Origin of the sequence: Arthrobacter sp. Leaf141 (genome assembly GCF_001424565.1) — a bacterium.
Classification (GTDB): Bacteria; Actinomycetota; Actinomycetes; order Actinomycetales; family Micrococcaceae; genus Arthrobacter.
In genome coordinates, this window is sequence record NZ_LMOL01000007.1 from 124,483 (window position 1) to 150,268 (window position 25,786).

The 25,786-nt window shown below is 68.4% G+C and carries 19 protein-coding genes and 1 tRNA gene; 13 read left to right on the forward strand and 7 right to left on the reverse strand.

What is annotated here, in order from left to right:
* The first annotated feature begins 65 nt into the window (after positions 1-65).
* Positions 66-1,304: a L,D-transpeptidase gene (locus ASF72_RS08290; protein WP_056597966.1), complete on the forward strand. Its 1,239-nt coding sequence runs from the start codon at positions 66-68 to the stop codon at positions 1,302-1,304.
* A 2-nt stretch (positions 1,305-1,306) separates the two neighbouring features.
* On the opposite strand, the gene ASF72_RS08295 is transcribed toward ASF72_RS08290, so the two are convergent.
* Complete coding sequence (locus tag ASF72_RS08295; protein WP_050686226.1) at positions 1,307-2,107, reverse strand: RDD family protein; 801 nt, start codon at positions 2,105-2,107, stop codon at positions 1,307-1,309.
* Between the two features lie 97 nt (positions 2,108-2,204).
* Here ASF72_RS08295 and ASF72_RS08300 point away from each other — a divergent pair, with 97 nt between their 5' ends.
* Both ASF72_RS08300 and ASF72_RS08305 read left to right on the forward strand, forming a co-directional pair.
* On the forward strand, positions 2,205-3,197 hold the full coding sequence (locus ASF72_RS08300) for a stage II sporulation protein M (RefSeq protein WP_200933633.1): 993 nt from the start codon (positions 2,205-2,207) through the stop codon (positions 3,195-3,197).
* Positions 3,198-3,320: 123 nt separating this feature from the next.
* Positions 3,321-4,502 (forward strand): TIGR01906 family membrane protein, encoded by a 1,182-nt coding sequence (locus tag ASF72_RS08305; RefSeq protein WP_056597970.1) that lies wholly within the window; start codon positions 3,321-3,323, stop codon positions 4,500-4,502.
* Here ASF72_RS08305 and ASF72_RS08310 read toward each other — a convergent pair.
* Together ASF72_RS08310 and ASF72_RS08315 are read right to left on the reverse strand one after the other, a co-directional pair.
* Positions 4,493-6,322 (reverse strand): AMP-dependent synthetase/ligase, encoded by a 1,830-nt coding sequence (locus tag ASF72_RS08310; protein ID WP_056598069.1) that lies wholly within the window; start codon positions 6,320-6,322, stop codon positions 4,493-4,495. The genes ASF72_RS08305 and ASF72_RS08310 overlap by 10 nt on opposite strands.
* Before the next feature lie 67 nt (positions 6,323-6,389).
* Complete coding sequence (locus ASF72_RS08315) at positions 6,390-8,087, reverse strand: dolichyl-phosphate-mannose--protein mannosyltransferase (protein ID WP_056597972.1); 1,698 nt, start codon at positions 8,085-8,087, stop codon at positions 6,390-6,392.
* A 46-nt stretch (positions 8,088-8,133) separates the two neighbouring features.
* On the opposite strand from ASF72_RS08315, the gene rsmI reads away from it, so the two are divergent.
* Together rsmI and ASF72_RS08325 are read left to right on the forward strand one after the other, a co-directional pair.
* Positions 8,134-9,009, forward strand: coding sequence for a 16S rRNA (cytidine(1402)-2'-O)-methyltransferase (rsmI, locus tag ASF72_RS08320; RefSeq protein WP_056597974.1), 876 nt, complete (start codon positions 8,134-8,136; stop codon positions 9,007-9,009).
* A 195-nt stretch (positions 9,010-9,204) separates the two neighbouring features.
* Positions 9,205-10,704: an NAD-dependent succinate-semialdehyde dehydrogenase gene (locus tag ASF72_RS08325; protein ID WP_050686242.1), complete on the forward strand. Its 1,500-nt coding sequence runs from the start codon at positions 9,205-9,207 to the stop codon at positions 10,702-10,704.
* Positions 10,705-10,733: 29 nt separating this feature from the next.
* Here the strand turns inward: ASF72_RS08325 and ASF72_RS08330 are convergent, their stop codons facing one another.
* The 3 genes from ASF72_RS08330 to ASF72_RS08340 are packed head-to-tail and all read right to left on the reverse strand — an operon-like array spanning position 10,734 to position 15,817.
* On the reverse strand, positions 10,734-13,247 hold the full coding sequence (locus ASF72_RS08330; RefSeq protein ID WP_056597977.1) for a transglutaminase family protein: 2,514 nt from the start codon (positions 13,245-13,247) through the stop codon (positions 10,734-10,736).
* Positions 13,244-14,692 carry a DUF58 domain-containing protein gene (locus ASF72_RS08335; protein WP_056597979.1) on the reverse strand — a complete coding sequence of 483 codons (1,449 nt, stop codon included), beginning with the start codon at positions 14,690-14,692 and terminating at the stop codon, positions 13,244-13,246. The genes ASF72_RS08330 and ASF72_RS08335 overlap by 4 nt, the downstream gene beginning before the upstream one ends.
* A 12-nt stretch (positions 14,693-14,704) precedes the next feature.
* Positions 14,705-15,817 carry an AAA family ATPase gene (locus tag ASF72_RS08340; RefSeq protein ID WP_056597981.1) on the reverse strand — a complete coding sequence of 371 codons (1,113 nt, stop codon included), beginning with the start codon at positions 15,815-15,817 and terminating at the stop codon, positions 14,705-14,707.
* Between the two features lie 165 nt (positions 15,818-15,982).
* Here ASF72_RS08340 and ASF72_RS08345 point away from each other — a divergent pair, with 165 nt between their 5' ends.
* From ASF72_RS08345 to ASF72_RS08365, 5 genes are all read left to right on the forward strand, one after another.
* Positions 15,983-16,888: a TatD family hydrolase gene (locus tag ASF72_RS08345; RefSeq protein WP_056597983.1), complete on the forward strand. Its 906-nt coding sequence runs from the start codon at positions 15,983-15,985 to the stop codon at positions 16,886-16,888.
* A gap of 257 nt (positions 16,889-17,145) precedes the next feature.
* Entirely contained in the window at positions 17,146-18,348 is a 1,203-nt protein-coding gene (locus tag ASF72_RS08350) for a resuscitation-promoting factor (protein ID WP_197273580.1), read from the forward strand.
* 110 nt (positions 18,349-18,458) lie between these two features.
* The gene (gene rsmA / locus ASF72_RS08355; protein ID WP_050686251.1) at positions 18,459-19,331 is read left to right on the forward strand and encodes a 16S rRNA (adenine(1518)-N(6)/adenine(1519)-N(6))-dimethyltransferase RsmA; all 873 of its coding nucleotides are present in this window, start codon (positions 18,459-18,461) and stop codon (positions 19,329-19,331) included.
* Positions 19,328-20,290, forward strand: coding sequence for a 4-(cytidine 5'-diphospho)-2-C-methyl-D-erythritol kinase (locus ASF72_RS08360; RefSeq protein ID WP_056597985.1), 963 nt, complete (start codon positions 19,328-19,330; stop codon positions 20,288-20,290). Before rsmA ends, ASF72_RS08360 begins: the two co-directional genes overlap by 4 nt.
* A 32-nt stretch (positions 20,291-20,322) precedes the next feature.
* Positions 20,323-22,146 (forward strand): ABC-F family ATP-binding cassette domain-containing protein, encoded by a 1,824-nt coding sequence (locus ASF72_RS08365; protein ID WP_056597987.1) that lies wholly within the window; start codon positions 20,323-20,325, stop codon positions 22,144-22,146.
* 9 nt (positions 22,147-22,155) lie between these two features.
* On the opposite strand, the gene ASF72_RS08370 is transcribed toward ASF72_RS08365, so the two are convergent.
* A complete protein-coding gene (locus ASF72_RS08370; protein ID WP_050686254.1) occupies positions 22,156-22,782 on the reverse strand; it encodes a TetR/AcrR family transcriptional regulator in 627 nt (208 codons plus the stop codon).
* Between the two features lie 135 nt (positions 22,783-22,917).
* On the opposite strand from ASF72_RS08370, the gene ASF72_RS08375 reads away from it, so the two are divergent.
* From ASF72_RS08375 to ASF72_RS08385, 3 genes are all read left to right on the forward strand, one after another.
* A tRNA-Gln gene (locus tag ASF72_RS08375) sits at positions 22,918-22,989 on the forward strand.
* A gap of 95 nt (positions 22,990-23,084) precedes the next feature.
* Positions 23,085-24,563, forward strand: a complete 1,479-nt coding sequence (glmU, locus tag ASF72_RS08380) for a bifunctional UDP-N-acetylglucosamine diphosphorylase/glucosamine-1-phosphate N-acetyltransferase GlmU (RefSeq protein WP_050686255.1) — start codon at positions 23,085-23,087, stop codon at positions 24,561-24,563.
* Between the two features lie 2 nt (positions 24,564-24,565).
* Positions 24,566-25,546 carry a ribose-phosphate diphosphokinase gene (locus ASF72_RS08385; RefSeq protein WP_050686256.1) on the forward strand — a complete coding sequence of 327 codons (981 nt, stop codon included), beginning with the start codon at positions 24,566-24,568 and terminating at the stop codon, positions 25,544-25,546.
* Positions 25,547-25,786: the final 240 nt, after the last annotated feature.

The following is a 25,786-nucleotide window of genomic DNA, read 5'->3' on the forward strand; positions in this document are numbered from 1 at the left end:
CGTGCCACCAGGAACCCGGGTGCCCGCTGGCACCCGGGTTCCTTGCAACCACCTAGAATCGATGTATGGAGCCTGATACCAAGCCCCGCCGCAAGGGCAACGTCAAGAAGATTCTGGTGGTGGCCACCGTGTGCCTGCTCGCCGCCGCCGGCGGTGTGTTTGCTGCCGTAGCGCCGGGACTCGCCGGGACCCCGCTGGAGTCAGAGGCCGGCTCCGCAGCCCGGACGTCCCCCGGAATCGCCGCCCCCGTCATCACGCCCGTGAGCGTTGACGCGGCACCGGCCAACGGCGCCAAGGAGGTCAATCCGGCGGCCCCGGTGTCCCTCAAGGTTGACCACGGGACCATCGAACGGGTCTCCCTGACCAGCACCGGCGGCGAGGCAGTGGACGGCAGCATCGATCCGGCCGGCACCTCCTGGGCGGCAACCGGGGCGTTGAAGTTCAACACCGACTACAGCTACACGTATGTCCTCAAGGACAGCGCCGGCCGCGAAACGAGCACCACCCGGTCCTTCGCCACGGTTTCCAGCTCCCACGAGGCGGACGCCGCCATCTACCCGCTGGACGGCATGAAAGTCGGCGTCGGGCAACCCCTGCAGGTCACCTTCAGCGAACCCGTCCTGAACCGGGACGCCGTGGAAAAGGCCATCACCGTGACCAGCAGCGCCGGCCAGGTGGGCGCCTTCCACTGGTACAGCGACACCATGGTCCGGTACCGGGCCGAGACGTTCTGGGCTGCCAACTCCACCGTGTCCATGGACATGAAGCTATTCGGCGTCGACCTGGGCAACGGACAGATCGCCAATTTCAACAAAAAAATGAGCATCGCCATCGGTGACAAAAAAGTGGCCGTCGCGGATGCCACCGCGCACACGTTCACCTTGAGCGTGAACGACCAGCCGGTCAAGACCCTGCCGGTCAGCATGGGGGACAAGCGCTTCCCTTCGGCCCGCGGGTTCGGCGTCCTGATGGAGAAAAAACGATATGACCACTTCCGGGCGGCAAGCATCGGCCTCAAGCCAGGGGACCCCGCCTACTACGGCGAGGAGGACGTGGAGTACACCATCCGGCTCACCCTCAGCGGCGCGTACCTGCACCAGGCCCTGGATTCCGCCTTCCCCTTCATCGGGAACACCAACGTTTCGCACGGCTGCATCGGGTTCCTTCCCGACGGCGCCGCCTGGGTCTTCGAGAACCTCGGCACCGGTGACGTCGTCCAGATCATCAACACCGAAGGTGACTACGCCGCGAACGACGACGGTTTCGGCGACTGGAACATCCCGTGGGCCGAGTACGACAACTGACCTCAGCCGGTGAAGGGCAGCCGCTGCAGCCTTTCGCCCACGTCCGCGTTGCGCCGGCGCGACCGGGTCAGCCGGATGAGCTCGCGTTGACGGCGTTCGGCCACAACGGCTGACAGGTAGTCCTCCGGGCCCGTGCCCGGCGGCGGGGGCGGGGCAACATACGCGGCCAGTTCCGTGGCGATCGACGCTGCCAGGCCCGCCCGGGACAGGGGCGCCATCCGGCCCGCCTGCCGCAGGAACTGGGCGGCGCGCCGGACGGTGGCATCAGGCAGCCGGCCGATATCCGCCGACTCCACCCAGGCCCGCAGCCAGGGCGGGACAAAGATCGGCACTGCCCGTTCCACCGGAACACGGCTGCGGACCGCGTACGTGCCCGCCATCAGGTCACCGAGGCGCCGGGACTTGTCGTTGAACAAGGACACGGCCAACGCCAGGCCGCCCAAAGTCAGGTAGATTTCCAGGAATCCCGTCAGGCCGCGGATGACTGCATGCCGGAACCGGATGGCTCCGCCGTCCTCGCGGACCACACGCAACCCGGTGGCCAGTTTTCCCAGCGAACTGCCCCGGCTCAGCGTTTCCACCGCCACCGGGACCACCACAAGGCAAAACACCACGCTGCACAGGACCAGGGCACGCTCAGCAGCCTCGTCCAGGTCCCCGCCGGCCGATGTCAGGCCGATCAGGATGGCCACCAGCAGCACACCGTGGCAGGCCACATCGATGAACAGGCCCAGGGCCCGGCCGCCAAAGGACGCGGGCCGCAGTTCCAGGACCACTGCCTCGCCGGTGATGATGGAGCTCACGCGGATGTTCCCTTCCGGGGGTGCGCGGTCCGGCGGGACGCCGGCCGGAACGTTGCGGACACTCAGAGTCTAGCGGCGGGAAGGTTAGGCTGGTCCCGTGGATATGGATGCCTTCTCGGCAGTGCACTCGGACAAGTGGTCGCGGCTGCATGGGCTGGCGCACAAACCCAGGTTGACCGGGCCCGAGGCTGATGAGCTCCTGGCCCTGTACCAGTCCACGTCCTCCCACCTGTCCCTCATCAGGTCGCTGGCGCCCGAGAGCGGGCTTTCCGCTTCCCTGTCCGCCACCCTGGCCCAGGCCCGGACGCGGTTTACCGGCGCCAGGAGCAACCCGATGGCCGACATTGCCAGGTTTTTTGTCGCTGCCCTGCCGGCGGCCCTGTACCGGATTTCCTGGCTGACCCTTGCCTGCGGCACCGCGTTCGTCCTGGTCGCCGCAGCCTTCGCCGTGTGGATCGGCACCAACCCGGACGTGCTGCGGGCGGTTGCCTCGGAAGCCGAGGCGGCGCAGTACGTCAACAACGACTTCATCGATTACTACTCCGAGAACCCGGCGGCGTCCTTCGCAGGCGCCGTATGGACCAACAACGCCTGGATCTCCGCCCAGGCCGTAGCCCTGGGCATCACCGGATTCTGGGTGCCCATGATCCTGTTCAGCAATGCGCAGTCGGTTGGGGTGGCGGCCGGGATGTTTGTTGCCGCCGGCAAGCCGGATGTGTTTTTCAGCTACATCCTGCCGCACGGAATGATGGAGCTCACTGCCGTGTTTGTGGCCTGTGCTGCGGGGCTCCGGATTTTCTGGGCCATGGTGTCCCCGGGCCGGCAGACCCGCGGCAGGGCCGTGGCCCGGGAAGGCCGGTCCCTGATCACGGTGGCGCTGGGTCTGGTGCTGGTGCTGTTCGTCTCAGGGCTGGTGGAGGGTTTTGTTACCCCCTCACCGCTGCCCGTCTGGGCGAAACTGGGCATTGGCGCCTCCGTGCTGGCGGCCTACTGGACCTATGTCCTGGTGTGGGGGCGGCGCGCCTTCCTGGCCGGGGAACGCGGTGACCTGCGCAGCGAGGACGCAGGCTATACGGAAATCGCTGCCTGAATCGTTGTAATCCGTGCGGGGTGGTTTCTCGCCCTGCCAACAGGGCGGACGGTAGGCTCGGGTGCAGAAACAGGCGCCAGCGGACCCCAGCGCGGCGCGGAAACCGACGGAAGAGACGCTGCTGTGAAAGACGAAACACCGGCCCGCGCCAAAAGCGCCGATCCTCAGCAGGAACCCCACCTGGACACCTCAGGCGACACCGACGAGCCCGCGTTCTCCTGGCTTTCCCCGGCCGAACCCACCGGCAACAAGAAGCCGGCCACGGGCAAGCCGGCCACGGGCACTCCGGCCGCGGGCCCCTCGGCTGCAGCCAAGCCAGGCCAGACCACAACCGGTACCGCGGCTGCGGGTGCAGCGGCTGCAACCGCCACCGGCGCCATACCCGCCACACCCGCCACACCCGCCACACCCAGCCAGCCGGACAGCAGGGCCGGCCGGAAAGCCGCTGCTGCCGCCGTCGAGCCCTCCGGCGCTGATCCGTCGGCGCGCGGCACCTCTCCGGTGTTCAAGGAACCCCTGCCTACCTCGGCCCTCCAGGTCCGGCCGCCGGACGAGGAAGTGGAACGCCGCAACGCCCAGCGCGAAAGTGCCGCCAACGCGAAGCCGGTCCTGCCGCGCGTGATGCAGGTGCTGCTGGCGGTGTTCTACCCCCTGACGCTCCTGATCCTCGCTGTCCGCGCCGTCACCAGCCCGCTGTTCCTCTGGGTGGAGTACAACCGGCCCGGCTTCCCGGGCGACGGGTACGGGTTCAGCACCGACGACAGGATGACCTACGGTTCCTACGCCGTGGACTACCTGAGCAACTGGTCCGGCCCCCGCTACCTGGGTGACCTGATGCACCGCAGCGGCGACAAATTGTTCAAGGACGGCGAAGTCAGCCACATGGCCGACGTTAAGGTGGTGATCCTGTCCACGTTCGGCGCGGGCGTGCTGCTGCTGGTGCTGGCCCTGATCGCCATCCTCTACCTGCGTAAACGCAGCCACGGCGGCGTCCGGCGCGCGCTTTTCGCCGGTTCCCTCGCCACGCTGGCCCTGATCCTCGGGCTGGGCACGCTGGCCGCACTGGGCTGGCAGCAGTTCTTCACCGAGTTCCACCGGATCTTCTTCGCGGCCGGCACCTGGACGTTCAGCCTGGACGACACCCTGATCCGCCTCTTCCCGGGGCAGTTCTGGATCGACGCCGGCATTGTGATCGGTGCGTTGGTGCTGGTGGCAGCAGTAGTGACCCTTGTCTTGACGTGGCCCACCCGCCGGCGCCGCGGCCTGGCACCCAACGAGTCAGCGGCCACTGCCAATCAGGCGTAAAGCCGCGCCACCTCAGCCGCGAAACCACTGACGACGGCGGCCCGCTTCAGTTTCAGGGACGGCGTCAGGTGGCCCGATTCGACGGTGAAATCGGCGTCCAGGAGCGCGAACGAGCGGATGGACTCGGCGGTGGACACCAGCTGGTTTGCCTGGTCCACCGCCTCCTGCACGGCCGCCCGGATGGCCGGGTCCGCGCAAGCCCGGGCCACAGTCAACGGCGGCAGCCCGCGCTCCGAGCACCAATTGGCCAGCCCCTCGGGGTCGAGCGTCACCAGGGCCGCCACAAAAGGCTTTCCGTCGCCCACCAACACCGCATGGGCTACCAGCGGATGCGCGCGCACTTTTTCCTCCAGGGGACCGGGGGCCACGTTTTTACCACCGGCCGTGACCAGGAGGTCCTTCTTGCGGCCCGTGATGGTCAGGAATCCGTCGTCGTCCAGCCCGCCCAGGTCGCCGGTCCGGAAAAAGCCGTCCACAAAGGCGTCCGCGTTGGCCTGCGGGTTGGCGTGATAGCCCCGGAAAACACCAATGCCCTTGACCAGGATCTCGCCGTCCGCCGCCACCCGGATGGTGGTCCCTGGGATGGGGATGCCCACCGTGCCCACCCGCGTCATGCCGGGCGTGTTCGCGGTGCAGGGCGCGGTGGTTTCGGTCAGCCCGTACCCCTCGAGGACCGGGATTCCGGCGCCGCGGAAAAAGTGGGCATCGTCGGGGGCCAGGGCGCTGGCGCCGGAGACCGTAAAGGCCACCTGCCCACCCAGGGCGGCGCGGAGCTTCGGGTACACCAGCTTGTCGAAGAGCCGGTGCCTGGCGCGGCACAGCAGGCCCGGCCCGGTCCCTTGGCCCCGGCCCTGCCTGTCCAGTTCGCGGGAATAGTCGATCGCGGTGGCTGCCGCGGCACCAAACAGGCGGGCCTTGCCACCCACGGCAGCTTTGTGGGTGGCGCCGGCCCGGACCTTTTCGAAGATGCGGGGGACCACCAGCAGGAAGGTGGGGCGGAAGGTTTCCAGGTCCGCCAAAAGTTGGGCAGCTCCCGGCGTGTGGCCCAGGGTGGCGCCGGCACTGAGGCACACCACCTGCACGGCACGGGCCAGGACATGGGCCAGCGGAAGGAACATCAGGGTCCGTGCCTGGTCCTGCAGGAGCACCTCGGGGAGGAACGCCACAATGTTCCTGGCCACCAGGGCGAAGTTGCCGTGCGTAATCTCACAGCCCTTCGGCTTGCCCGTGGTCCCCGACGTGTAGACCAGCGACGCCAGGTCGGCCAGGCCCGCCCTGGTGCGGTGCCGCTCCAGCTCAGTGTCGGCCACGCCCGCCCCCGCAGCGGCGAGGCTGGCCAGGTTGGGGGCGTCGCCGTCGTAATCCATCCGGACCACCCCCACCAGGCGGTCCCGCAGCCGGTCCGAACCGGCCAGGACCCCGCCCACCAGGTCCGCCAGGGCGCTGGTGCCAGCGAACACACGGCGGACTCCGGCGTCCTCGAGGATCCACTCGACCTGGCCCGGTGCGGAGGTTTCATAGATGGGGACGGTCACGCCGCCGGCGAACCAGATGGCGAAGTCAACAACAGTCCACTCATAGGAGGTGGCGGACATCACCGCCACGGCATCGCCGGTCTCCAGGCCGCCGGCCACCAGGCCCTTGGCCAGCGCCCGGACTTCCTGGAGGAACGCCCGGGCCGGCACGTCCACCCAGCCGTTGGGGCCCTTCCGGCGGTACAGCGCGTGCGCCGGGTTGGCCGCATGCCGCTCCAGCAGCAGGTCCGTGACGTTGCTGCCGGCGTCAAGCTCAACCAGCAGAGCTGTGCTTGCTTCCCTCACAGCCGGCCTCCGTTCCGCTGCCACCGCCCCGGCAGGGGCGCCGATGGGTCCTTCCTGCCATCCTGCCCTAGATCCAGGACGGCATCCACATGCGGACCTTCCACGCGTCGTAGGGGATGGTCTCCGCCGCCCACACCGGGTAGAAGAAGGCGGAAAGCAACACCGCAGCCGCAAGGAAAACCACCACCACGTACAGCCCTGAACGGCGGCGCCACGGCGGGTCGGCGGGCCTGCCCAGGACCAGTCCCAGGCAGTAGACCAGGGCCAGGACCAGGAACGGCTCGAAGGAGACCGCATAGAAGTAAAACATGGTCCGCTCGGGGTACATGAACCACGGCAGGTACCCCGCGGCCATGCCTGCCAGCACCGCGCCGGCGCGCCAGTCCCGCCGCCCGGCCCACCAGAAGAGGAGCACCACCAGGGAGGCCGCGGCCGTCCACCAGATCAGCGGATTGCCAACGGAGAGGATGGCTGAGGTGCACTTGGCCACATCGCACGCCCCGGTGCCCTGCGGCGGGGATTCGTAGAAGAACGATGTGGGCCGGCCCATCACCAGCCAGCTCCAGGCGCTTGCCTCATACGGGTGTTCCGAGCCCAGCCCCTGATGGAACTTGTACGCCTCAAGATGGTAGTGGGCCAGGGACCGGAGGGGGCCCGGCAGCCAGCCCCATTCCGTGGACGGGTTGGCCTGGGCCCAGTTACGGAAGTAGGCGTCCCGGGAGGCGAACCAGCCGGCCCACGTGGCGGTGTAGACAGCGCCGGCCACGGGCACCATGCTGAGGAACGCCGGCAGGCCGTCCTTGATGATTCCGGCGCTGATCCAGCCGCGGATGCCCGCCACCCGACGGGCGCTGAGGTCCCACAGGACCGTCAGCAGACCGAACCCGGCCAGGAAAAACAGCCCGGACCATTTGGTGCCCACGGCCAGGCCCAGGCAGACACCGGCTGCGATGCGCCACCAGCGGATCCCCAGCCAGGGTCCGGACAGCAGCACGGCCGACGCAGGCAGTCCACCCTGCGCCGTCGCCGCCGTGCCCAGCCGGGCAGCGAGCCGGCGCCGGCCATCGTCACGGTCCATCAGCAGGGCACCGAAGGCCGCCAGGACCCAAAACATCAAGAAGATGTCCAGCAGCGATGTCCGGGACATCACCAGGTGGTGGCCGTCAACGGCCAGGAGCAGCCCTGCCGCGCCTGCCAGCGCCAGGGACCGGAACAGCTTGAGGGCGACCAGGGAAATCAGCAGCACCGAGAGGGTGCCTGTCAGGGCGGCCGCAAACCGCCACCCGAACGGATTTTCGGGCCCGAAAAGCCACATGCCGGCAGCGATCATCCATTTGCCCACCGGCGGGTGGACCACGTATTCGGGGGTGTCCAGCAGGATGGCCGGGTTGCCGGCGTTGAACGAATCGTTGGCCTTGTCCGGCCAGCTGCGCTCATAGCCGCTGACCAGGTAGGAGTAGGCGTCCTTGACGTAATAGGTTTCGTCGAAAACCAGCTTGTGCGGCTCGCCAAGACGGACAAAGCGGAGCGCCCCGGCCACCACGGTGGTGAGGGCCGGGACCAGGACAAACCACAGCCGCAGCGACAGCGGATAGTCGCGCCACCTGCCGGCGCTGCCCAGCAGCCGGGCCTGCAGCGCTTCGGCTGTGAACGCCGCGGCGGGCCGGGCCACCCACGGCCGGCGGGCTTGGTGTCCGGGAGAGGCGGCCGGTGCGGCTTCGCCGGCTCCTGCCGGCCGGGTGGAGGTCTGCGTCACGGGCCCCATGCTACCTTTTGCAGCTGGCAGTCCGCCGCGGCAGTAGGCTTGGGGCGTGGAACCTAACCCCAGCACCCGCCCGGATTCCGGCACGCCAACCGTGGGACGCATCGTGCTTGCGGCCACCCCGATCGGAAACACCGGTGATGCCTCGGCCCGGTTGGTGGAGCTCCTGGCCACGGCTGACATCGTGGCCGCCGAAGACACCCGCCGCCTGCACCGGCTGGTCCAGGGACTTGGCGTTACCGTGACCGGCCGCGTCATCAGCTACCACGAGCATAATGAGGCGGCCAAAACCGGGGAACTGCTGGACCAGGTGCGGGCGGGAAGCACGCTGCTGATGGTTACCGACGCCGGCATGCCGGCCGTGTCCGATCCGGGCTTCCGCCTGGTTGCGGGAGCGGTTGCCGCCGGACTCACGGTCACCGCCGCGCCGGGACCCTCCGCAGTGCTGACCGCGCTGGCCTTGTCCGGCCTGCCCACCGACAGGTTCTGCTTCGAGGGTTTCCTGCCCCGGAAGGCCGGCGAACGGGCGTCCCGGCTGGCGGACCTCGCCGCGGAACGCCGCACCATGGTGTTCTTCGAGGCCCCGCACCGGCTGGAGGTTATGCTCCGGGCCCTTCGCGAACGGTTCGGCCCCGACCGGCCCATCGCCGTCTGCCGTGAACTGACCAAAACCTACGAGGAAGTCATCCGGGGAACGCTGGGCGAGCTCCTGCTGTGGGCGGAGGGCAATGAGGTCCGCGGCGAGATCGCGGTGGTGCTCGGCGGTGCCCCGGAGCAGGCAGCCGGAACACCGGAGGATCATGTTGCCGCAGTCAACGAGCTGATGGCCCAGGGCATCCGGCTCAAGGAGGCTGTGGCGGCAGTCGCCGAAGACGTCAGGGTCAGCAAGCGGGAACTTTATTCGGCAGTCCTCGCCGCCCGCTGAGCCCGGACCCCCTGCCACCGCGGCACGGCCCTGCGGTTGTGCAGGTGCACAGCCGGATCGGCATTTGGCAGTGCGTGCAGGCGTAGACCCGGACGAAACCGCGGCAGTAGGGTGACTGTTAATCAGCCCAATGAGCCCGGTCACTTCCGGCCGCGCCCGTGGGTTGCAACAACCCCTACTGACGAGGGAGTCATCGTGACTGTCACTGCACTGCCGGCCGTAACCGCCGAGCGCGAAAGCAGCCTTCTGGCCTCGGTTCCCACCGGCCTGCTGATCAACGGCGAGTGGCGTGCCGCCGCTTCGGGCAAGACGTTCGACGTCGAGGATCCGGCAACGGGAAAGGTCCTGCTGAGCCTCGCCGACGCCGGCGCCGAAGACGGTGCCGCCGCCCTGGACGCTGCCGCCGCGGCACAGGAATCGTGGGCCAAGGTCCCGCCGCGCGAACGAGGCGAGATTCTGCGCCGGGCCTTCGACCTGGTGACCGAACGCGCAGAAGATTTCGCCCTGCTGATGACCCTGGAAATGGGCAAGCCGCTGGCCGAGGCCCGCGGTGAGGTCACCTACGGCGCCGAGTTCCTGCGCTGGTTCTCCGAAGAGGCAGTGCGCGCCTTTGGCCGCTACTCCGTTTCCCCGGACGGCAAGTCCCGGCTGCTGGTCACCAAAAAGCCGGTAGGCCCCTGCCTGCTGATCACGCCCTGGAACTTCCCGCTGGCCATGGCCACCCGCAAGATCGCCCCGGCCGTGGCCGCCGGCTGCACCATGGTCCTGAAGTCGGCGAATCTCACCCCGCTGACTTCCCAGCTGTTCGCCGCCGTGATGATGGAAGCCGGGCTGCCGGCCGGCGTCCTGAACGTCATCCCCACCTCCACCGCCGGGGCCACCACCGGTCCGCTGATCAAGGACTCCCGGCTGCGGAAGCTGTCCTTCACCGGTTCCACAGAGGTGGGCCGCCGGCTGCTGTCCGATGCTTCCGAAACTGTCCTGCGGACCTCCATGGAGCTCGGCGGCAACGCCCCGTTCCTGGTCTTCGAAGACGCCGACATCGACGCTGCCGTAGCAGGGGCCATGCTGGCCAAGCTGCGGAACATGGGTGAGGCCTGCACGGCCGCCAACCGCTTCATTGTCCACGAATCCGTCGCCGCGGAATTCGCGGAAAAGTTCGCCGCCAAGATGAAGGACATGACCACGGCCCGGGGCACCGAACCCGAATCGAAGGTTGGCCCGCTGATCGACGCCAAGAGCCGCGACAAAGTCCACGAGCTGGTCTCGGACGCCGTCGCCGCCGGCGCCACCGCAGTCCTGGGCGGCAGCCCGGTGGAGGGCCCCGGCTACTTCTACCAGCCCACCATCCTGTCCGGCGTCACCGAAGGTACCCGGATCCTGGCCGAGGAAATCTTCGGACCCGTCGCACCGATCATCACTTTCAGCACCGAGGATGATGCTGTCCGGCTGGCCAACAACACCGAATACGGGCTGGTGGCCTACGTCTTCACCAAGGACCTCAACCGCGGCATCCGGATGGGTGAACGGCTTGAAACCGGCATGCTGGGCCTGAACGCCGGCGTTATTTCCAACGCAGCGGCACCCTTCGGCGGCGTCAAGCAGTCCGGCCTTGGCCGCGAAGGCGGCCTCGAAGGCATCGAGGAGTACCTCTACACGCAGTACATCGGCATCGCAGACCCCTACGCCGGCTAACCCGGGTAGCCCGGCAAAGTCTTGCCGGGCTACCGCAGGCCGCCGCGTGCTCCCCGCCAGGAGCGTGCGGCGGCCTGTGCTGTTCCCCGGACACCCCGGCCCACGGCCCTGAAGGGTGCGCCGGTGAGGAATCCGAGCCGCCGCATCACCGACGGCGGGACCCAGGTGGCGATGAAACGGCGCGGACCGCCGGCGTTGGCCCGGAGGGCCGCCTGGAGCGCGTCGATGTGGTCCCGCGGGCTGGCCGGGTCCGCCGGCCCGGCAGGCTCCGGATTGGCAGCCTCTGGATTTGTGGCCTCCTGATTGGCCGGGCCCAAACCTGCAGCCTCCGGCGGGCCGTACTGGTTCCGCTCGTAACCGGTGGTCAGCGCGGCAGCAGCCAGGTGCGCCGCGCGGTCCATCCCGTCCGGTTCGCCCAGCAGGGAACGGCGGAGCCGTGCGGAGTACGCACGCGGGGTCTCACTGGGCCCGGGCGGCAGGCCGTAGTCCGTGCCAAGGTCCGCCAGCTCGGCCCAGGCCAGGGGAGCAGCGGCAGTTGCGTTGCGGGGCCGGAGCCGGCGGGCCCGGATTCCGGTCCGCAGCAGGAACGGCGATGCCAGCAGCAGGCCGCCGGCCAGGACACCACCGGCGCCCAGCAGCCAAGGCAGCAGGCGGGGACCGGCGTCGGCCGTTCCGTTGTCCTGCGGGACCGGAGCCGCGGAAACGCTGGGGGCCGGGGAAGGGACCTGGCCCGGTTCGGGAAGGAGGTCATCGTTGTTGTCCAGCGAATCGGCCGTCCCCGGCGCCGACGCCTCGGTGGCGTAGGTGGGAACGACGCCCCGGGACGGGGTGGGCTCAAACGGGACCCAGCCGAGGCCCTGGAAGTACAGCTCGGGCCAGGCGTGCGCGTCGCGGCCATCCACCTCGTATTCGGACAGCGGGCCCTGCCCTGCCACGGGCACCGTTTCACCGGTCAGCCGGCCGGGCGCGTAGCCCACGGCGATACGGCTGGGGATGCCCTGGAGCCGGGCCATCACCGCCATAGCGGAGGCGTAGTGGACGCAGTATCCGCTCTTCTGCTCCAGGAAGTCCGCCAGCACCGAGAGCCCGTTGCCGTCGTAGCCGCCCTGAACAGGGGACTGGAGGGAATAAGTGAAATCCGCGGACCGCAGGTATTTCTGGATGGCCATCGCCTTTTGGTACTGCGTTCCGGCAGCGCCGGCCACGGTCTCGGCGGTGCTGCGGACACTGGCGGGGACATTCCCCGGAACTCTGGTGAAGGTGTCGGAAATGTCCTGCGCGGGACCCGTGGACCGGGCCAGGAGCGCCGGGGTCAGCGCAGGAGCGGACGAGGTGACGATGTAGTCCTGACGCCGGGATGTGGTGTCGGTGCCCTTGATGCTGAGCGTTGCCGGGTCCCACGTCCACTGGCCGTTCAGGCCCCGCACCGTCTCGGGGGCATAAGGCGCCGGCAGGTAGTTGCTGCTGAGTGAGCCGGTGTCGATGGCTGTCACCTGGCGTTGCTGCGCATCGGCCAGGACCTGGTAGCCGGGATCAATCGGGCCGGCCAGCCGTATCCGGGACTCATTCCGGTCATCCGGGCCCCAGGAATCGCCGTCAAAATTTTCCACGGTGACCGTGCGGAGATACAGCGGGGACGTGGCGTTGGTGGCATAGGTGATGCGTCCGGTGCCGTCAGGGGTCCGCAGGCTGTTGCCCAGCGTAATCATGGGGTTCAGGCCGGTGGAGGTGCCCCACGGGTTGAGCCTTGAGCCCTGCGGGAACGTACCCTGGTCGAAACCGGGGATGACGGCGGGAACCAGCAGGGCAGCCACCAGCGCCACGGAGCCGGTGAGGGCAGCACGGCGCAGGTGTCCCGTGCTGCCGGCGGCGTCTGTCTGCGTACCAAAACCGGGTGCAAACCACTGGCTGCAACCCAAAATCAGCAAGTACCCGGCCACGGTGGCAACAAACCCCCAGAAACCGACGCTTTGCGGCTTGATCATGGCAGGGACCACCAGCAGCGCCAGCAGGGCAGCGCCCGTGGCTGCAGGCATGCCCAGCGGCACCGCGAGGGCATCCACCAGGATCACCGTGAGGCCCAGGACGGCGCACACAACCATCACAATGCCCGCGTTGGGCGCCACGGGCGCCGTTTCCGACAGCACTGTTTCGCTGGCGCGCCCGATCAGCCGGTCGAGTTCGCCGAAGGTGTCGCCGCCGGGAATGACACCGAGGATGCTGGAACTGCGGAAGAACGTGAGCGTCAGGATGCCGCCGAGGGCCAGGAACCCGCCGAACGTCACCAGCAACGGCTGGGCGCGCAGCCCGCGGAGCGCTGCCAGCGTGAAGCTGACCACGAGGACCGTGGTCAGGACGGGAAGATACCAGTTCCAGCCCCGGAGCACACCGTTAAGGGACAGCGCGGCGCCGCAGACAGCCAGCGCAACGGCTGCTGCCATGGCCCACGGAAAAAGGCCCACCAGGGCGCGGCGGGGTGCGGCGCCCGCCCCGTTGTCCTGCTGCTGGCCCTGTCCCGGGGTCCGCGGTGGCGCCAGCGTCATCTGGCCACCCCCGCCCCGCGCCGGACCTCAGCCGCAGGGGTGGCGGCAACGGCGTCGTCCCCGTCGAAGCCTGCCCACGCCGAAGCAACCGGGACGGCGGGGGCCACAGCTACAGCACGCCAGCCACCCTGGCGGAGGACCTCGAGAACGTCTGCTTGGTCGCCAGGCTTCTCGGCCACCACCAGGGCGAACGCGTTGGTGCCGTACCCGGCGGCCGGAGCAAGGGCCAGGGCTTCCTCTGCGGAGATCCGGCCCAGCATGGCGATCAGCGGCCCGCGCATCCGGTGGGCGGAAAGCTTGTCCATCAACTGGTCATCAAACGGGGCCGGACCTGCGTCCTGGCCGCCTCGGGGGTCAGTGCGGTTCGCGAAGTCCCACAAAGAGCCATCACGGGCGTGGCCGGAGCCGGACAGGGCGATGGCGGCGAGGCTTTCGGCGATCGACTGCAGACCGGCGCTGCCGGTGAACTCCTCGGCAGCGGGATCCGGCGCAGACGGTGAGTGCAGGAACGCCGGCTCGCCCCTGGGGTCCAGCAGGCGCAGCACATAGTTGCGTTCGGTGAGGTGCGCGGCGATGGACATCGCCGCCACCACCGCCCACTCGAAGGTGTCGCTGGTAGGCATCGACTGCCCGCCCCTGGCCTGCTGCCGGGCCTGCTTCGCTGCGGGGGATGGCCCGGTACTGCCGGCGAAGGCGCCGAACCGGTGGTCGAGGATCAAGGTGGCCTCCGGTGTGGTGACCGATTCCTCCTGCCGCACCATCAACGCCCCGTGCCGGGCCGTGGCAGCCCAATGGACCCTGCGCATGGGGTCGCCGTGCCGGTATTCGCGGGTCATAACGTCATCGTCGCTGGGGTTGGCCCGGATCCGGGTGGCCGTGATGCCGTCGTTACCGCGCGCCCCGGCCAGTCCTGTCAGGGGCAGCACCACGGCGGCCGGCGTGACCGTGAGGATGTCGCCGTCGTCAATGGCCTGCCGGTGCGTGGACAGGCCGAAGGGGTCCGAGAACTCGGCCATGACCGGACCTATCCGGAACTGGCCGCGTTGGGCCGAGCGGAGGTGGTATTCGTACCGGCTGGTGCCGCCGGCAGCTGACCGGGCGGGGAACCGGAACATGGGGGACTCACCGAACCGGGAAGGCAGCCGTTCCTCCATGGTGGCCCGGCCGCTGCCGGGATCCTTCCGCGCCACCGCCAGCCGGACGGTGGCGGGCGCAGAGGTTTCCACAGGGGACGGATGAAACTCGCGGTAGACCTGGAACCTGGGCTTGACCAGCCGGATCCCTGCCAGCGAGATAAAAGGCAGGACCAGCAACAGGATGCCCAGGGTCAGCAGGTCCCGGCGGCCCATAACGAAGGCCGCTCCAAGGGCCACCCCGCCCGCTGCCAGCATGCCCCAGCCCCGGGGGGTCAGGAGATGTCGGGGAAACCGGTCCAGCAGCGCCATCTGAGCCGCCGCCTAGCGGTTCCTGCCCAGGCCGGAGGCTGGGGCACTCCGGGCCGGCCGCGTCCCGGGCTGTCCCGCGGAAGCATGCGTGACAGGGAGCCGCTGCAGGATGCCCTGCAGCACGGTATGCGCCGTTTCGCCGGCACCGGCAGCCTTCCTGTCCAGGAGGATACGGTGGGCCAGCACAGCTTCCGCCACCTGCAGCACATCGTCCGGGAGGACAAAGCCGCGCCCGTCAAGCGCTGCCGTGGCCTTCGCCGCCCGGAGCAGCTGCAGCATGGACCGGGGGCTGGCGCCCAGCCGGAGCAGCGGGCTTTCCCGGGTGGCCCGGCCCACGGACACGGTGTACTCCTTGACGGCCTGGGACACGTAGACGTCCTGCACGGTGGTAATCATGGCGGCGACCTCGGCGGTGGTGACCACCGGCGTGACCTTGGCCAGGGGAGAGGCGGACTGGTGGGTTTCCAGCATCTGGATTTCCGCGTCCATGTCCGGATAGCCCATGGAGATCCGGGCCATAAAGCGGTCACGCTGGGCCTCGGGAAGAGGGTAGGTGCCCTCCATCTCGATGGGATTCTGCGTGGCCACCACCATAAAGGGCTCGTCGAGCTTGTAGGAGTGCCCGTCCACGGTGACCTGGTGCTCCTCCATGCATTCCAGGAGCGCCGACTGGGTCTTGGCGGAGGCCCTGTTGATTTCGTCGCCGATCACGATGTTGGCGAAGACTGCCCCGGGCCGGAACTCAAACAACCGGGATGTCTGGTTGTAGATGGAGACCCCGGTGACGTCCGAGGGCAGCAGGTCCGGGGTGAACTGGATCCGGTTGACGCTGCAGTCGATGCTCCTGGCCAGCGTTTTGGCCAGGAGGGTCTTCCCCACTCCGGGGACATCCTCGACCAGCAGGTGGCCCTGGGCCAGCAGCACCGTCAGGGCAAGCCGGGCGGCGTCCGATTTGCCGTCTATCACTGTATTGACCGTCGTGAGGATGCGCTGCGCGGCAGCGTGGAACGCCGCGTCGTCCAGCGCCGCAGGCCGGTGCCCGTTCAGGGCGCTGACAGAGCCCGCCAGGCCCGCCGGATTGCGGTTCGCAGCGGTTCCATCGGCAGTGCGTCGGTGGGATTCCATCGGCAACCTTTCAGCCCAGGGGTTCGCCCGGACGGGACAGCAAGCCTGCCTTCGCCCGTCGGTGGGCGTTCGCATCTGTTCGTCCCAGACTACTAACACAACTGCCGCGGTAGACAGAGAGTTCCGACAAAAAATACCTGCCGTTCCGGCCGCTAGGCTGGGACGATGTGCACTCCGCAGACCCCCGCCGCCTACCTGGACCCCGCCGCAGGGACGGCAGCCGAAGCCCAGGGCTCCACAAAACGCGGGTTTCCGCCCGCTCCCGAGCCGCTGCCGGTGCCGGTGATGGACAACCACACGCACCTGGACTTTCCGGACGGGCCGGCTCCGGTGGGGGTCCGGGCAGCCATGGACGCAGCCGCGGCCGTGGGCGTGCAGGGCGCCGTCCAGGTGGGCTGCGACCTGGAATCGTCGCGGTTCACGGTGCAGGCGGTGGAACTGGACCGCCGGCTGCTTGGCGCAGTGGCGCTGCATCCCAACGACGCCCCGCTGTACGCCGGCCGCGGCGAACTCGAAAGTGCGCTCGCGGAAATCGAGCAACTGGCAGCCCATCCCAGGATCCGCGCCATCGGCGAGACCGGACTGGACTTCTACCGTACCGAGGGCGCGGGGCTGGCCGCCCAGCGGCACTCGTTCCGGCGGCACATCGACATTGCCAAGCGCCTGGACCTCACCCTGCAGATCCACGACCGGGATGCCCACAACGACGTGGTGCAGGTACTGGAAGAGGAAGGCGCCCCGGAGCGCGTGGTCTTCCATTGCTTCTCCGGCGATGCGGACCTGGCCAGGATCTGCAACCGGAAAGGCTGGTACATGTCCTTCGCCGGCACTCTGACCTTCAAAAACGCGGACAACCTGCGTGCAGCGCTCGCGGTGGCTGATCCCGGCCTTGTCATGGTGGAAACGGATGCCCCGTTCCTCACTCCGCATCCACACCGGGGGCGCCCCAACGCGAGCTACATGGTGCCTTACACGGTCCGGGCGATGGCCGGTTTGACAGGAACCGACCTGGCCCGGCTCTGCACCGAGATCAGCGAAAATACCGTGCGGGCCTACGGATCCTGGACCTAGGAAGGGCCTGTCCAGCATCCATTCAGGAATACCAGGTATGCAGATTTGTTGGCTGGTTTATAACGCTACGGTTACAGTGGAAAGATATTAGCCGGGGTCGGGGAAGGCCACCGGGTAAATCATTTTTCCTTCCATGACTGGCTGCGCGGGCTTCCGCCCGCGCCAATCGGGCCTGGAATGTGGCGGCGCGACGGTGCCCGGACTGCCTGTATTCCAGGTGGTTCCGGGCATTTTATTGCGTTTTTCCCCGTGCCCGGATGGACCGAGAGTTACGGGCAATCGTGGTCAAGTACTTCACATCAGACGGCAAGTTGAGCGTCGTCAAGGTTGGTGCACAGGTTCTGGTGCTGTGCGCGCTGGTTGCGGGGCTCGTAGCCTTCGTTGGAAATAACAAAACGGTCACGCTGAATGTTGACGGAAAAGTCAGTTCGGTGCAGACCTTCGGCGGCACTGTGGGCCAGGTGGTCAAGGGCGCCGACTTCGACCTCAAGTCCACCGACCGGATCTCCCCCGACGTCGACTCGTCGGTCCGCAACGGTACCGTCATCAACGTGAACCAGGCCAAGGAAGTCAAGGTCAGCCTGGACGGTTCCGAGCAGACGGTCAACACCACCGCGCAGGACGTGGCCGGCCTCGTGACCGAACTCGGCGTCGCCAGCGCCTCCTCGGTGTCAGCCCCCAAGGACGCCCAGCTGGCACTCGCAGGCTCCTACGTGTCCATCTCCACGCCGAAGAGCGTCAGCATCGTCGCGGACGGTAAAGCCTCCGCCACCACCACCACTGCCGCAACCGTGGGCACCGTCCTGGACGACGCCGGCCTGACCCTTGGTGAGAACGACCGCACCTCCCAGCCGGCCAACGCCCCCGTGGTCAACAACATGGTGATCAAGGTTTCCCGCGTTGACACCAGCCAGACCGCCGTCACCAGCGAAGAGATTCCCTTCGAGTCCGTCACAGCCGAGGACGCCAACGTCCTGGTGGGCGAGAAGACCGTGACCCAGGCCGGAGTGGCCGGCAAGAACGAAAAGACCTTCAAACTGGTCCTGGTGGACGGCCGCGAAGCGTCCCGCACCCTGGCTTCCGAGACTGTGGCCGTCCAGCCCGTCACGGAGCAGATCACCGTGGGTACCAAGCCCAAGCCGGTGCCCCAGGCAGCGCCTGCACCCGCAGCTGCTGCGGGCGGCAGCAACACCGGAGCCGCAGCTCCCGGCATGATGAACGAAGGTATGTGGGACCGGATCGCCCAGTGTGAATCCACCGGCAACTGGAGCATCAACTCGGGCAACGGCTACTACGGCGGCCTCCAGTTCGACGTCCGGACCTGGATCGGCTCCGGCGGCGGCGCCTACGCCCCCAACGCCAGCCTGGCCACCAAGGCCCAGCAGATCGACATCGCCAACCGCGTCTATGCGCAGCGCGGCCTCCAGCCGTGGGGCTGCGGCTGGGCCGCCGGCGGATAGCCAGGCACCCCCGCCAGCAGGCGAACAGCAGCCGGCCCCGGTACCCACCGGGGCCGGCTGCTGCCGTTAACGGGGCAGGTCCGCGGCGCCGCCCGGGATAGGATACTCAGGTGACTGAACCGATCCCCGCCGCGCCCGCACCCCTGTTCGGTGCCACCGACATCCGCAGGCTGGCGGAGGAAATCGGGATCAGGCCCACCAAAACCCTGGGCCAGAACTTCGTCATCGATGGCAATACGATCCGCCGGATCGTGACAGCTGCCGGCGTGGGCCCGGCGGAAACGGTCCTGGAAGTCGGGCCCGGGCTCGGGTCGCTGACCCTGGGCCTCCTCGACGCCGCCGCGGCCGTGGTCGCCGTCGAAATCGATCCCGTCCTGGCAGCCAAACTTCCCGAAACGGTGGCGCAGTGGCGTCCCGCCGCGGCCGGCTCCTTCCATCTGGTCCACGCCGACGCCATGAAGGTGACGGAACTGCCCGTCCAGCCCACCGCGCTGGTGGCAAACCTGCCCTACAACGTTGCCGTCCCCGTGGTGCTGCACCTGCTCCAGCATTTCCCCAGCCTGCAGCACGGGCTGGTTATGGTCCAGGATGAGGTGGCGGACCGGCTGGCTGCGGGCCCCGGGTCCAAAACCTACGGCGTGCCGTCCGTCAAGGCCGCCTGGTACAGCCGGATGCGCAAGGCCGGCGTGATCGGCATGAACGTCTTCTGGCCGGCACCCAAGATCCACTCAGGGCTGGTCGCCTTCACCCGGCACGAGCCGCCCGCCACCACTGCCACCCGCGAACAGGTCTTCGCCGTCGTCGATGCTGCCTTCGCCCAGCGCCGCAAGACCCTCCGGGCTGCCCTGGCCGGCTGGGCCGGCGGCGCGCCCGAAGCCGAACGCTGCCTGGTGGCTGCCGGCGTGGACCCCACAGCAAGGGGCGAGGTCATCGACGTCGCCGCGTTCGCAAGGATCGCGGAAGCCAAGGCGGCCCGGTCATGAACGCCCTCCCCGGGCGGTTCCCGGCCCGCACCGTGAGGGTCAAGGCGCCCGGGAAAATCAACGTATCCCTCAACGTCGGTCCGCTCCGGGACGACGGCTACCACTCGGTGGCCAGCGTCTACCTGGCAGTGTCCCTCTACGAGGAAGTGGCCGCCACCAGCACCGAAAGCCCCGGGATCACCGTCAGCCTCAGCCCGGAAAGCTCCCTGGACCTGGACGCCGTTGACATTCCGCTCGACGCCGGCAACCTCGCCTACCGGGCGGCCGCCATCATGGCGGACGTTTCCGAACATGCCACCGGCGTGCACCTGGAGATTACCAAACGGGTCCCCGTGGCCGGTGGCATGGGCGGTGGCTCCGCAGACGCCGCCGCGACCCTCCTTGCCTGCGATGCGCTGTGGAACAGCGGACTCTCCCGCGAGGAACTCGCGCACCTCGCGGCCGAACTCGGCGCGGACGTACCGTTCTCGCTCCTGGGCGGCACGGCCGTGGGCCTTGGCCTCGGCGACCAGCTCTCACCCGCGCTGGCCAAGGCCCAGACACACTGGGTCCTGGTGGCCGCCGACTACGGCCTGGCCACCCCTGACGTCTACCGCACCCTGGACCGGCTGCGCGCCGACGAGGGCATCGTGGCCGCCGAGCCCACCGGCGTCGACCCGGGAATCCTCACCGCCCTGCGGGGAGGGGACGCCGACGCCCTGAGCCGGGTCCTCATCAACGACCTGCAACGCGCCGCGATCGACCTGGCCCCGGCCCTGCGCGATACGCTGGGACTCGGCGAATCGCACGGAGCGATCGCCGGCCTTGTGTCCGGTTCGGGCCCCACCGTGGCACTGCTCGCCGATGACCCCCTCGCGGCGGAAGCGCTGGCCACGGATCTTCGACGCTACGGCCACGCGGCCCTTGCAGTGCACGGCCCCGTCCCCGGGGCCCGCATCATTTCCGACACCCTTTTGTAGATCTTCAGCCCCGCAGCAGAAAGCAGTTCCCTTTGGCACACCTTCTTGGCGGCGAGAACCTGAGTGTTTCGTTCGCAACCCGTACCGTCCTGGACGGCATCACCATCGGCCTCGAGGAAGGGGACCGGATCGGCATGGTGGGCCGCAACGGCGACGGGAAGTCCACCCTGATGCGCCTGCTGGCCGGCAGGTCCACCCCGGACTCCGGCCGCGTCACCAAACGCAGCGAGGTCAACGTGGGCTACCTTGACCAGAGCGACGTGCTGGACGGAGACCTCACCGTGGGCGCTGCCATCGTGGGGGACCAGGCGGACTACGAGTGGGCCCGGAACCCGCAGATCCGCGAAATCATGGGGGGCCTGGTCTCGGACGTGGACTGGCACGCCAACGTCCACGCCCTCTCCGGTGGCCAGAAGCGGCGGGTGGCCCTGGCCAAGCTGCTGATCGAGGACCACGACGTCATCATGCTCGACGAGCCCACCAACCACCTGGACGTGGAGGGCGTCGCCTGGCTTTCCCGACACCTCAAAACCCGGTGGCGGGCCAACCAGGGCGCGTTCCTGGTGGTCACCCACGACCGCTGGTTCCTCGACGAAGTCTGCAACAAGACCTGGGAAGTCCACGACGGGATCATCGACCCGTTCGACGGCGGCTACGCGGCCTACGTGCTGGCCCGCGCAGAGCGTGACCGAAGCGCCTCCGTTGTGGAGAGCAAGCGCCAGCAGCTGGTCAAAAAGGAGCTGGCCTGGCTGCGGCGCGGCGCCCCCGCCCGGACCGCCAAGCCCAAGTTCCGGATCGAGGCCGCCAACGCCCTGATCGCCGACGTCCCCGAACCCCGCGATTCCATGGCGCTGAGCAAGATGGCCACCGCCCGCCAGGGCAAGGACGTGCTGGACCTCGAACACGTGTCCCTGGACCTCCTGGACGGCGGCGGAGCCAAACTCTTCGACAACATCACCCTCCGGCTCGCCCCCGGCGAACGCCTGGGACTGGTGGGCGTCAACGGTGCCGGCAAAACCACGCTGCTCAAACTGCTCAACGGCGAAATCCAGCCCACTTCGGGCAACGTCAAGCGTGGCAAAACGGTGGTCAGCGCCGTCCTGACCCAGGAAGTCAAGGAGCTCGACGACGTCTCCGACCTGCGCGTCATCGAGGTCATTGAGCGGGAAAAGCGCTCCTTCGACGTGGGCGGCAAGGAATTCACCGCCGGCCAGCTGGTGGAACAGCTTGGCTTCACCAACCAGAAGCAGTGGACCCAGGTCAAGGACCTTTCCGGCGGCGAGCGGCGCCGGCTGCAGCTCCTGCGGCTCCTGGTGGGCGAACCGAACGTCCTGATGCTTGATGAACCCACCAATGACCTCGACACCGACACCCTTGCCGCCGTCGAGGACGTCCTGGACGGCTGGCCGGGAACGCTGGTGGTGGTCAGCCACGACCGCTACCTGCTCGAACGCGTCACCGACCACCAGATGGCGCTCCTGGGTGACGGGAAGATCCGCGCGTTGCCGCGCGGGGTGGACCAGTACCTGGAACTGCGCGAATCGGCACTCGCCGGCTCCACCGTGACCGGCGGCGGCAACCCCGTGACCGGTGCGTCCGGGTCCGCCGCGCCTGCCGCCCCGGGCCGCTCGGAAGCCGAGAAGCGGGATGCCCGGAAAGCCAAAAACCGGATCGAACGGCAGCTGGGCAAGCTGGAGCAGCAGGAAAAGAAGATCCACGACGAAATGGTCAAGGCCACTGCGGCGAACGACTTCGACGCGATGGGCGACTTGAACAGGAAGCTCAAGGACCTTGCCGGGGACCGCGAGGGCATTGAACTTGAATGGCTCGAAGCGCTGGAGGTCCTGGGGGAGTAGGCCCGGCGCCTACCCTTCGCTGCGGAGCTCCGGGTCCTTCTGCAGGCCGGTCAGGCCGTTCCAGGCAAGGTTCACCAGGTGCGCGGCGACGGTGTGTTTGTCCGGCTGGCGGCTGTCCTGCCACCACTGGCCGGTCATCGCCACCATGCCCACCAGCATCTGCGCGTACATGGCGCCGTCCCGGCCGCTGAAGCCGCGGCGGGAAAACTCGTCTGACAGGATGTGCTCCACCCGGGCCGTGACGTGGGAGAGCAGGGTGGAGAACGCGCCTTCGGGCTGGGACGGAGGCGCGTCCCGCATCAGGATCCGGAAGCCGTCGGTCCGGTCCTCGATGTACGTCAGCAGGGCCAGGGCGGCGCGTTCCACCAGGACGCGGGGCTTGGCTTCCTGGGTGAGGGCGTCGTTGATGGCTGCCAGCAGGATCCGGAACTCGAAGTCCACCACCTGCGTGTACAGGCCTTCCTTGGAGCCGAAGTGCTCGTAGATCACCGGTTTGGACACGCCCGCGCACGCAGCGATTTCCTCGATGGTGGTGCCGTCCAGTCCACGGGCGGCGAAGAGCCCACGCCCGACGCCGATCAGCTGGGTCCGGCGCTGCAGGCCGGTCATTCGCGTCCGGGGCGGGTTGTTGCTCACATTTCCATCATGCACCACCGCCCGGCACCGGGATTCCAGTCTTCCCCGCGGCACCCGCGCCGGGCCGTGTCGCGCACCGCCCCCGACCCATGGCAAAATAGGGACTTGTGTCCGGGCCTTGCGCCTACGGCATGGTCCGCCCTGGTGTAATGGCAGCACCCCGGCCTTTGGAGCCGTGGAGTATAGGTTCGAATCCTATGGGCGGAACTGCTTGACGAGATCGTTCAGCAGGATGGCCTTCGGGCGCCGCGCCGCCTGGTCGGCCGGCCCCCGGGCCAGCAACCAACGAGGAGAGCCCGTACGTGACTTCTGAGAATGCCGGCCCAGCCGCCGTGATCGTTCTGGCGGCAGGCGCCGGCACCCGGATGAAATCCCGTACCCCGAAGATCCTGCACGAAATCGGCGGCCTGTCCATGGTTGGGCACGCCCTCAACGCTGCACGCAGCATCAGCCCGCGCCGGCTCGCTGTGGTGGTCCGCCACGAGCGTGACCTGGTGGCCGGCCACCTCACCGGGCTGGACCCGGAAGCGCTGATCGTGGACCAGGACGAGGTCCCCGGAACCGGCCGCGCCGTGGAAGCCGCCGTGCAGGCGCTGGACGGACAGCAGCGCCTGGCCGGCACCGTGGTTGTGACCTACGGCGACGTCCCGCTCCTGACCGGATCCCTGCTCGCCGAACTGGTGGCCACGCACGAACGCGACGGCAACGCCGTCACGGTGCTGACCGCGGTCCTGGCCGACGCCGCCGGCTACGGCCGGATCCTGCGCGCCGCCGACGGGACCGTCACCGGGATCCGGGAGCACAAGGACGCGTCAGCGGACGAGCTTTTGATCCGTGAGGTCAATTCCGGCATCTACGCCTTCGACGCCGCCGTGCTCCGCGACGCGCTGGGCCACGTGACCACCAACAACGCCCAGGGTGAAAAATACCTGACCGACGTGCTGGGCCTGGCCCGTGAAGCCGGCGGCAGGGTCGCCGCGGTGGCCACCACCGACCGCTGGCAGGTTGAAGGCGCCAACGACCGCGTCCAGCTGTCGGCGCTCGGCGCTGAACTGAACCGCCGCACCGTCGAAGCCTGGATGCGGGCCGGGGTCACTGTTGTTGACCCGGCGACCACCTGGATCGACCCGTCCGTAACGCTCGACGAGGACGTCCGGATCCTGCCCAACACCCAGCTGCACGGCCGCACCCACGTGGCGCGCGACGCCGTCGTGGGCCCCGATACCACCCTGACGGACGTCACCATCGGCGAGGGCGCCACGGTGACCCGCACCCACGGTTCCGGTGCCGTGATCGGCGCGGGCGCCGCCGTCGGGCCCTTCACCTATGTGCGGCCCGGTACCGTCCTTGGCGAGACCGGCAAAATCGGTGCCTTCTACGAAACCAAAAACGTGACGATCGGGCGCGGCTCCAAACTGTCGCACCTCGGCTACGCGGGCGACGCCGAAATCGGCGAGGACACCAACATCGGCTGCGGCAACATCACCGCCAATTACGACGGCGAAAAGAAGCACCGCACGGTGATCGGCTCGGGCGTCCGGACAGGTTCCAACACCGTCTTTGTTGCCCCCGTCACGGTAGGCGACGGCGCGTACAGCGGCGCCGGCGCCGTGATCCGCAAGGACGTCCCCGCCGGCGCGCTGGTGCTCAGCGTCGCTGCGCAGCGCAACGCCGAAGGCTGGGTGCCCGCCAACCGGCCTGGAACGCGCTCCGCCGAACTGGCCCAGGCGGCCACCCCAGATACCTCCACCACCCCGGCATCTACAGAAGAGGGCAAGTAATAATGAGCGAAATTACGGCGCACGGCGAGAAGAAGCTGGTGCTCGCCACCGGGCGGGCCCACCCGGAGCTGGCGCGGGAAATCGCCCAGGAGCTTGGCACCGAACTGCTGCCCATCGACGCCTACGACTTCGCCAACGGCGAGATCTACGTCCGGGCAGGTGAGAGCGTCCGCGGCACCGACGCGTTTGTCATCCAGGCCCACCCGGCCCCGCTGAACAACCACCTGATGGAACAGCTGATCATGATCGATTCGCTGAAGCGGGCCTCGGCCAAGCGGATCACCGTGGTGTCCCCGTTCTACCCCTACGCCCGGCAGGACAAAAAGGGCCGCGGCCGCGAGCCGATCTCCGCCCGCCTGGTGGCTGACCTCTACAAGACCGCCGGCGCAGACCGCATCATGAGCGTTGACCTGCACACCTCCCAGATCCAGGGCTTCTTCGACGGCCCCGTGGACCACCTGATGGCCATCCCGCTGCTGGCGGACTACATCCGGACCCGCGTGAACGAGGACAACATCACCGTTGTCTCCCCGGACACCGGCCGCGTCCGCGTCGCCGAGCAGTGGGCGGAACGCCTGGGCGGCGCGCCGCTGGCGTTTGTGCACAAGAGCCGTGACCTGACGGTCCCCAACCAGGCCGTGTCCAAAACCGTGGTGGGCCAGATCGAAGGCCGCACCTGCGTCCTGATCGATGACATGATCGACACCGGCGGAACCATCTCGGGGGCCGTGCAGGTCCTGAAGAACGCAGGGGCCAAGGACGTCATCATCGCCGCCACCCACGCCGTGTTCTCCGAGCCCGCCGCCCGGCGCCTGTCCGAGTCCGGCGCCCGGGAAGTGGTGGTCACCAACACCCTCCCGCTGCACGCGTCCCAGCGGTTCCCGCAGCTGACGGTGCTGTCCATCGCACCGTTGATCGCCCGCGCCATCCGCGAAGTGTTCGACGACGGTTCGGTCACCAGCCTCTTCGACGGCAACGCCTAGCAGCGCCGCCCACGGGCCCGCCCGGCAGGATCTGCCGGCCGGGCCCGGCCCGTTTTCAGGAATGGGCCCCCGCGCTGGTAAGCTTGCCAGCGATACCTTGGCGAGGGAGAGCAACCGGGAAGCCGGCTGATGGTCTCCGTAATCGACTGGGTCTGTTCCACCTCTTCTCCTGCAGGCCTTCCGGCCGCCTGGCGTTGAAGGTCGCACCAGACCTCCGCCCTTGCTGAACACCGTTTAGGA

Bases quoted from the DNA above. Each gene is read 5' to 3' on its own strand.
- ASF72_RS08290 (WP_056597966.1), top strand. From the start codon at position 66: ATGGAGCCTGATACCAAGCCCCGCCGCAAGGGCAACGTCAAGAAGATT.
- ASF72_RS08315 (WP_056597972.1), bottom strand. From the start codon at position 8,087: ATGGGGCCCGTGACGCAGACCTCCACCCGGCCGGCAGGAGCCGGCGAA.
- ASF72_RS08330 (WP_056597977.1), bottom strand. From the start codon at position 13,247: ATGACGCTGGCGCCACCGCGGACCCCGGGACAGGGCCAGCAGCAGGAC.
- ASF72_RS08335 (WP_056597979.1), bottom strand. From the start codon at position 14,692: ATGGCGCTGCTGGACCGGTTTCCCCGACATCTCCTGACCCCCCGGGGC.
- ASF72_RS08340 (WP_056597981.1), bottom strand. From the start codon at position 15,817: ATGGAATCCCACCGACGCACTGCCGATGGAACCGCTGCGAACCGCAAT.
- ASF72_RS08345 (WP_056597983.1), top strand. From the start codon at position 15,983: ATGTGCACTCCGCAGACCCCCGCCGCCTACCTGGACCCCGCCGCAGGG.
- ASF72_RS08350 (WP_197273580.1), top strand. From the start codon at position 17,146: ATGGACCGAGAGTTACGGGCAATCGTGGTCAAGTACTTCACATCAGAC.
- ASF72_RS08360 (WP_056597985.1), top strand. From the start codon at position 19,328: ATGAACGCCCTCCCCGGGCGGTTCCCGGCCCGCACCGTGAGGGTCAAG.
- ASF72_RS08385 (WP_050686256.1), top strand. From the start codon at position 24,566: ATGAGCGAAATTACGGCGCACGGCGAGAAGAAGCTGGTGCTCGCCACC.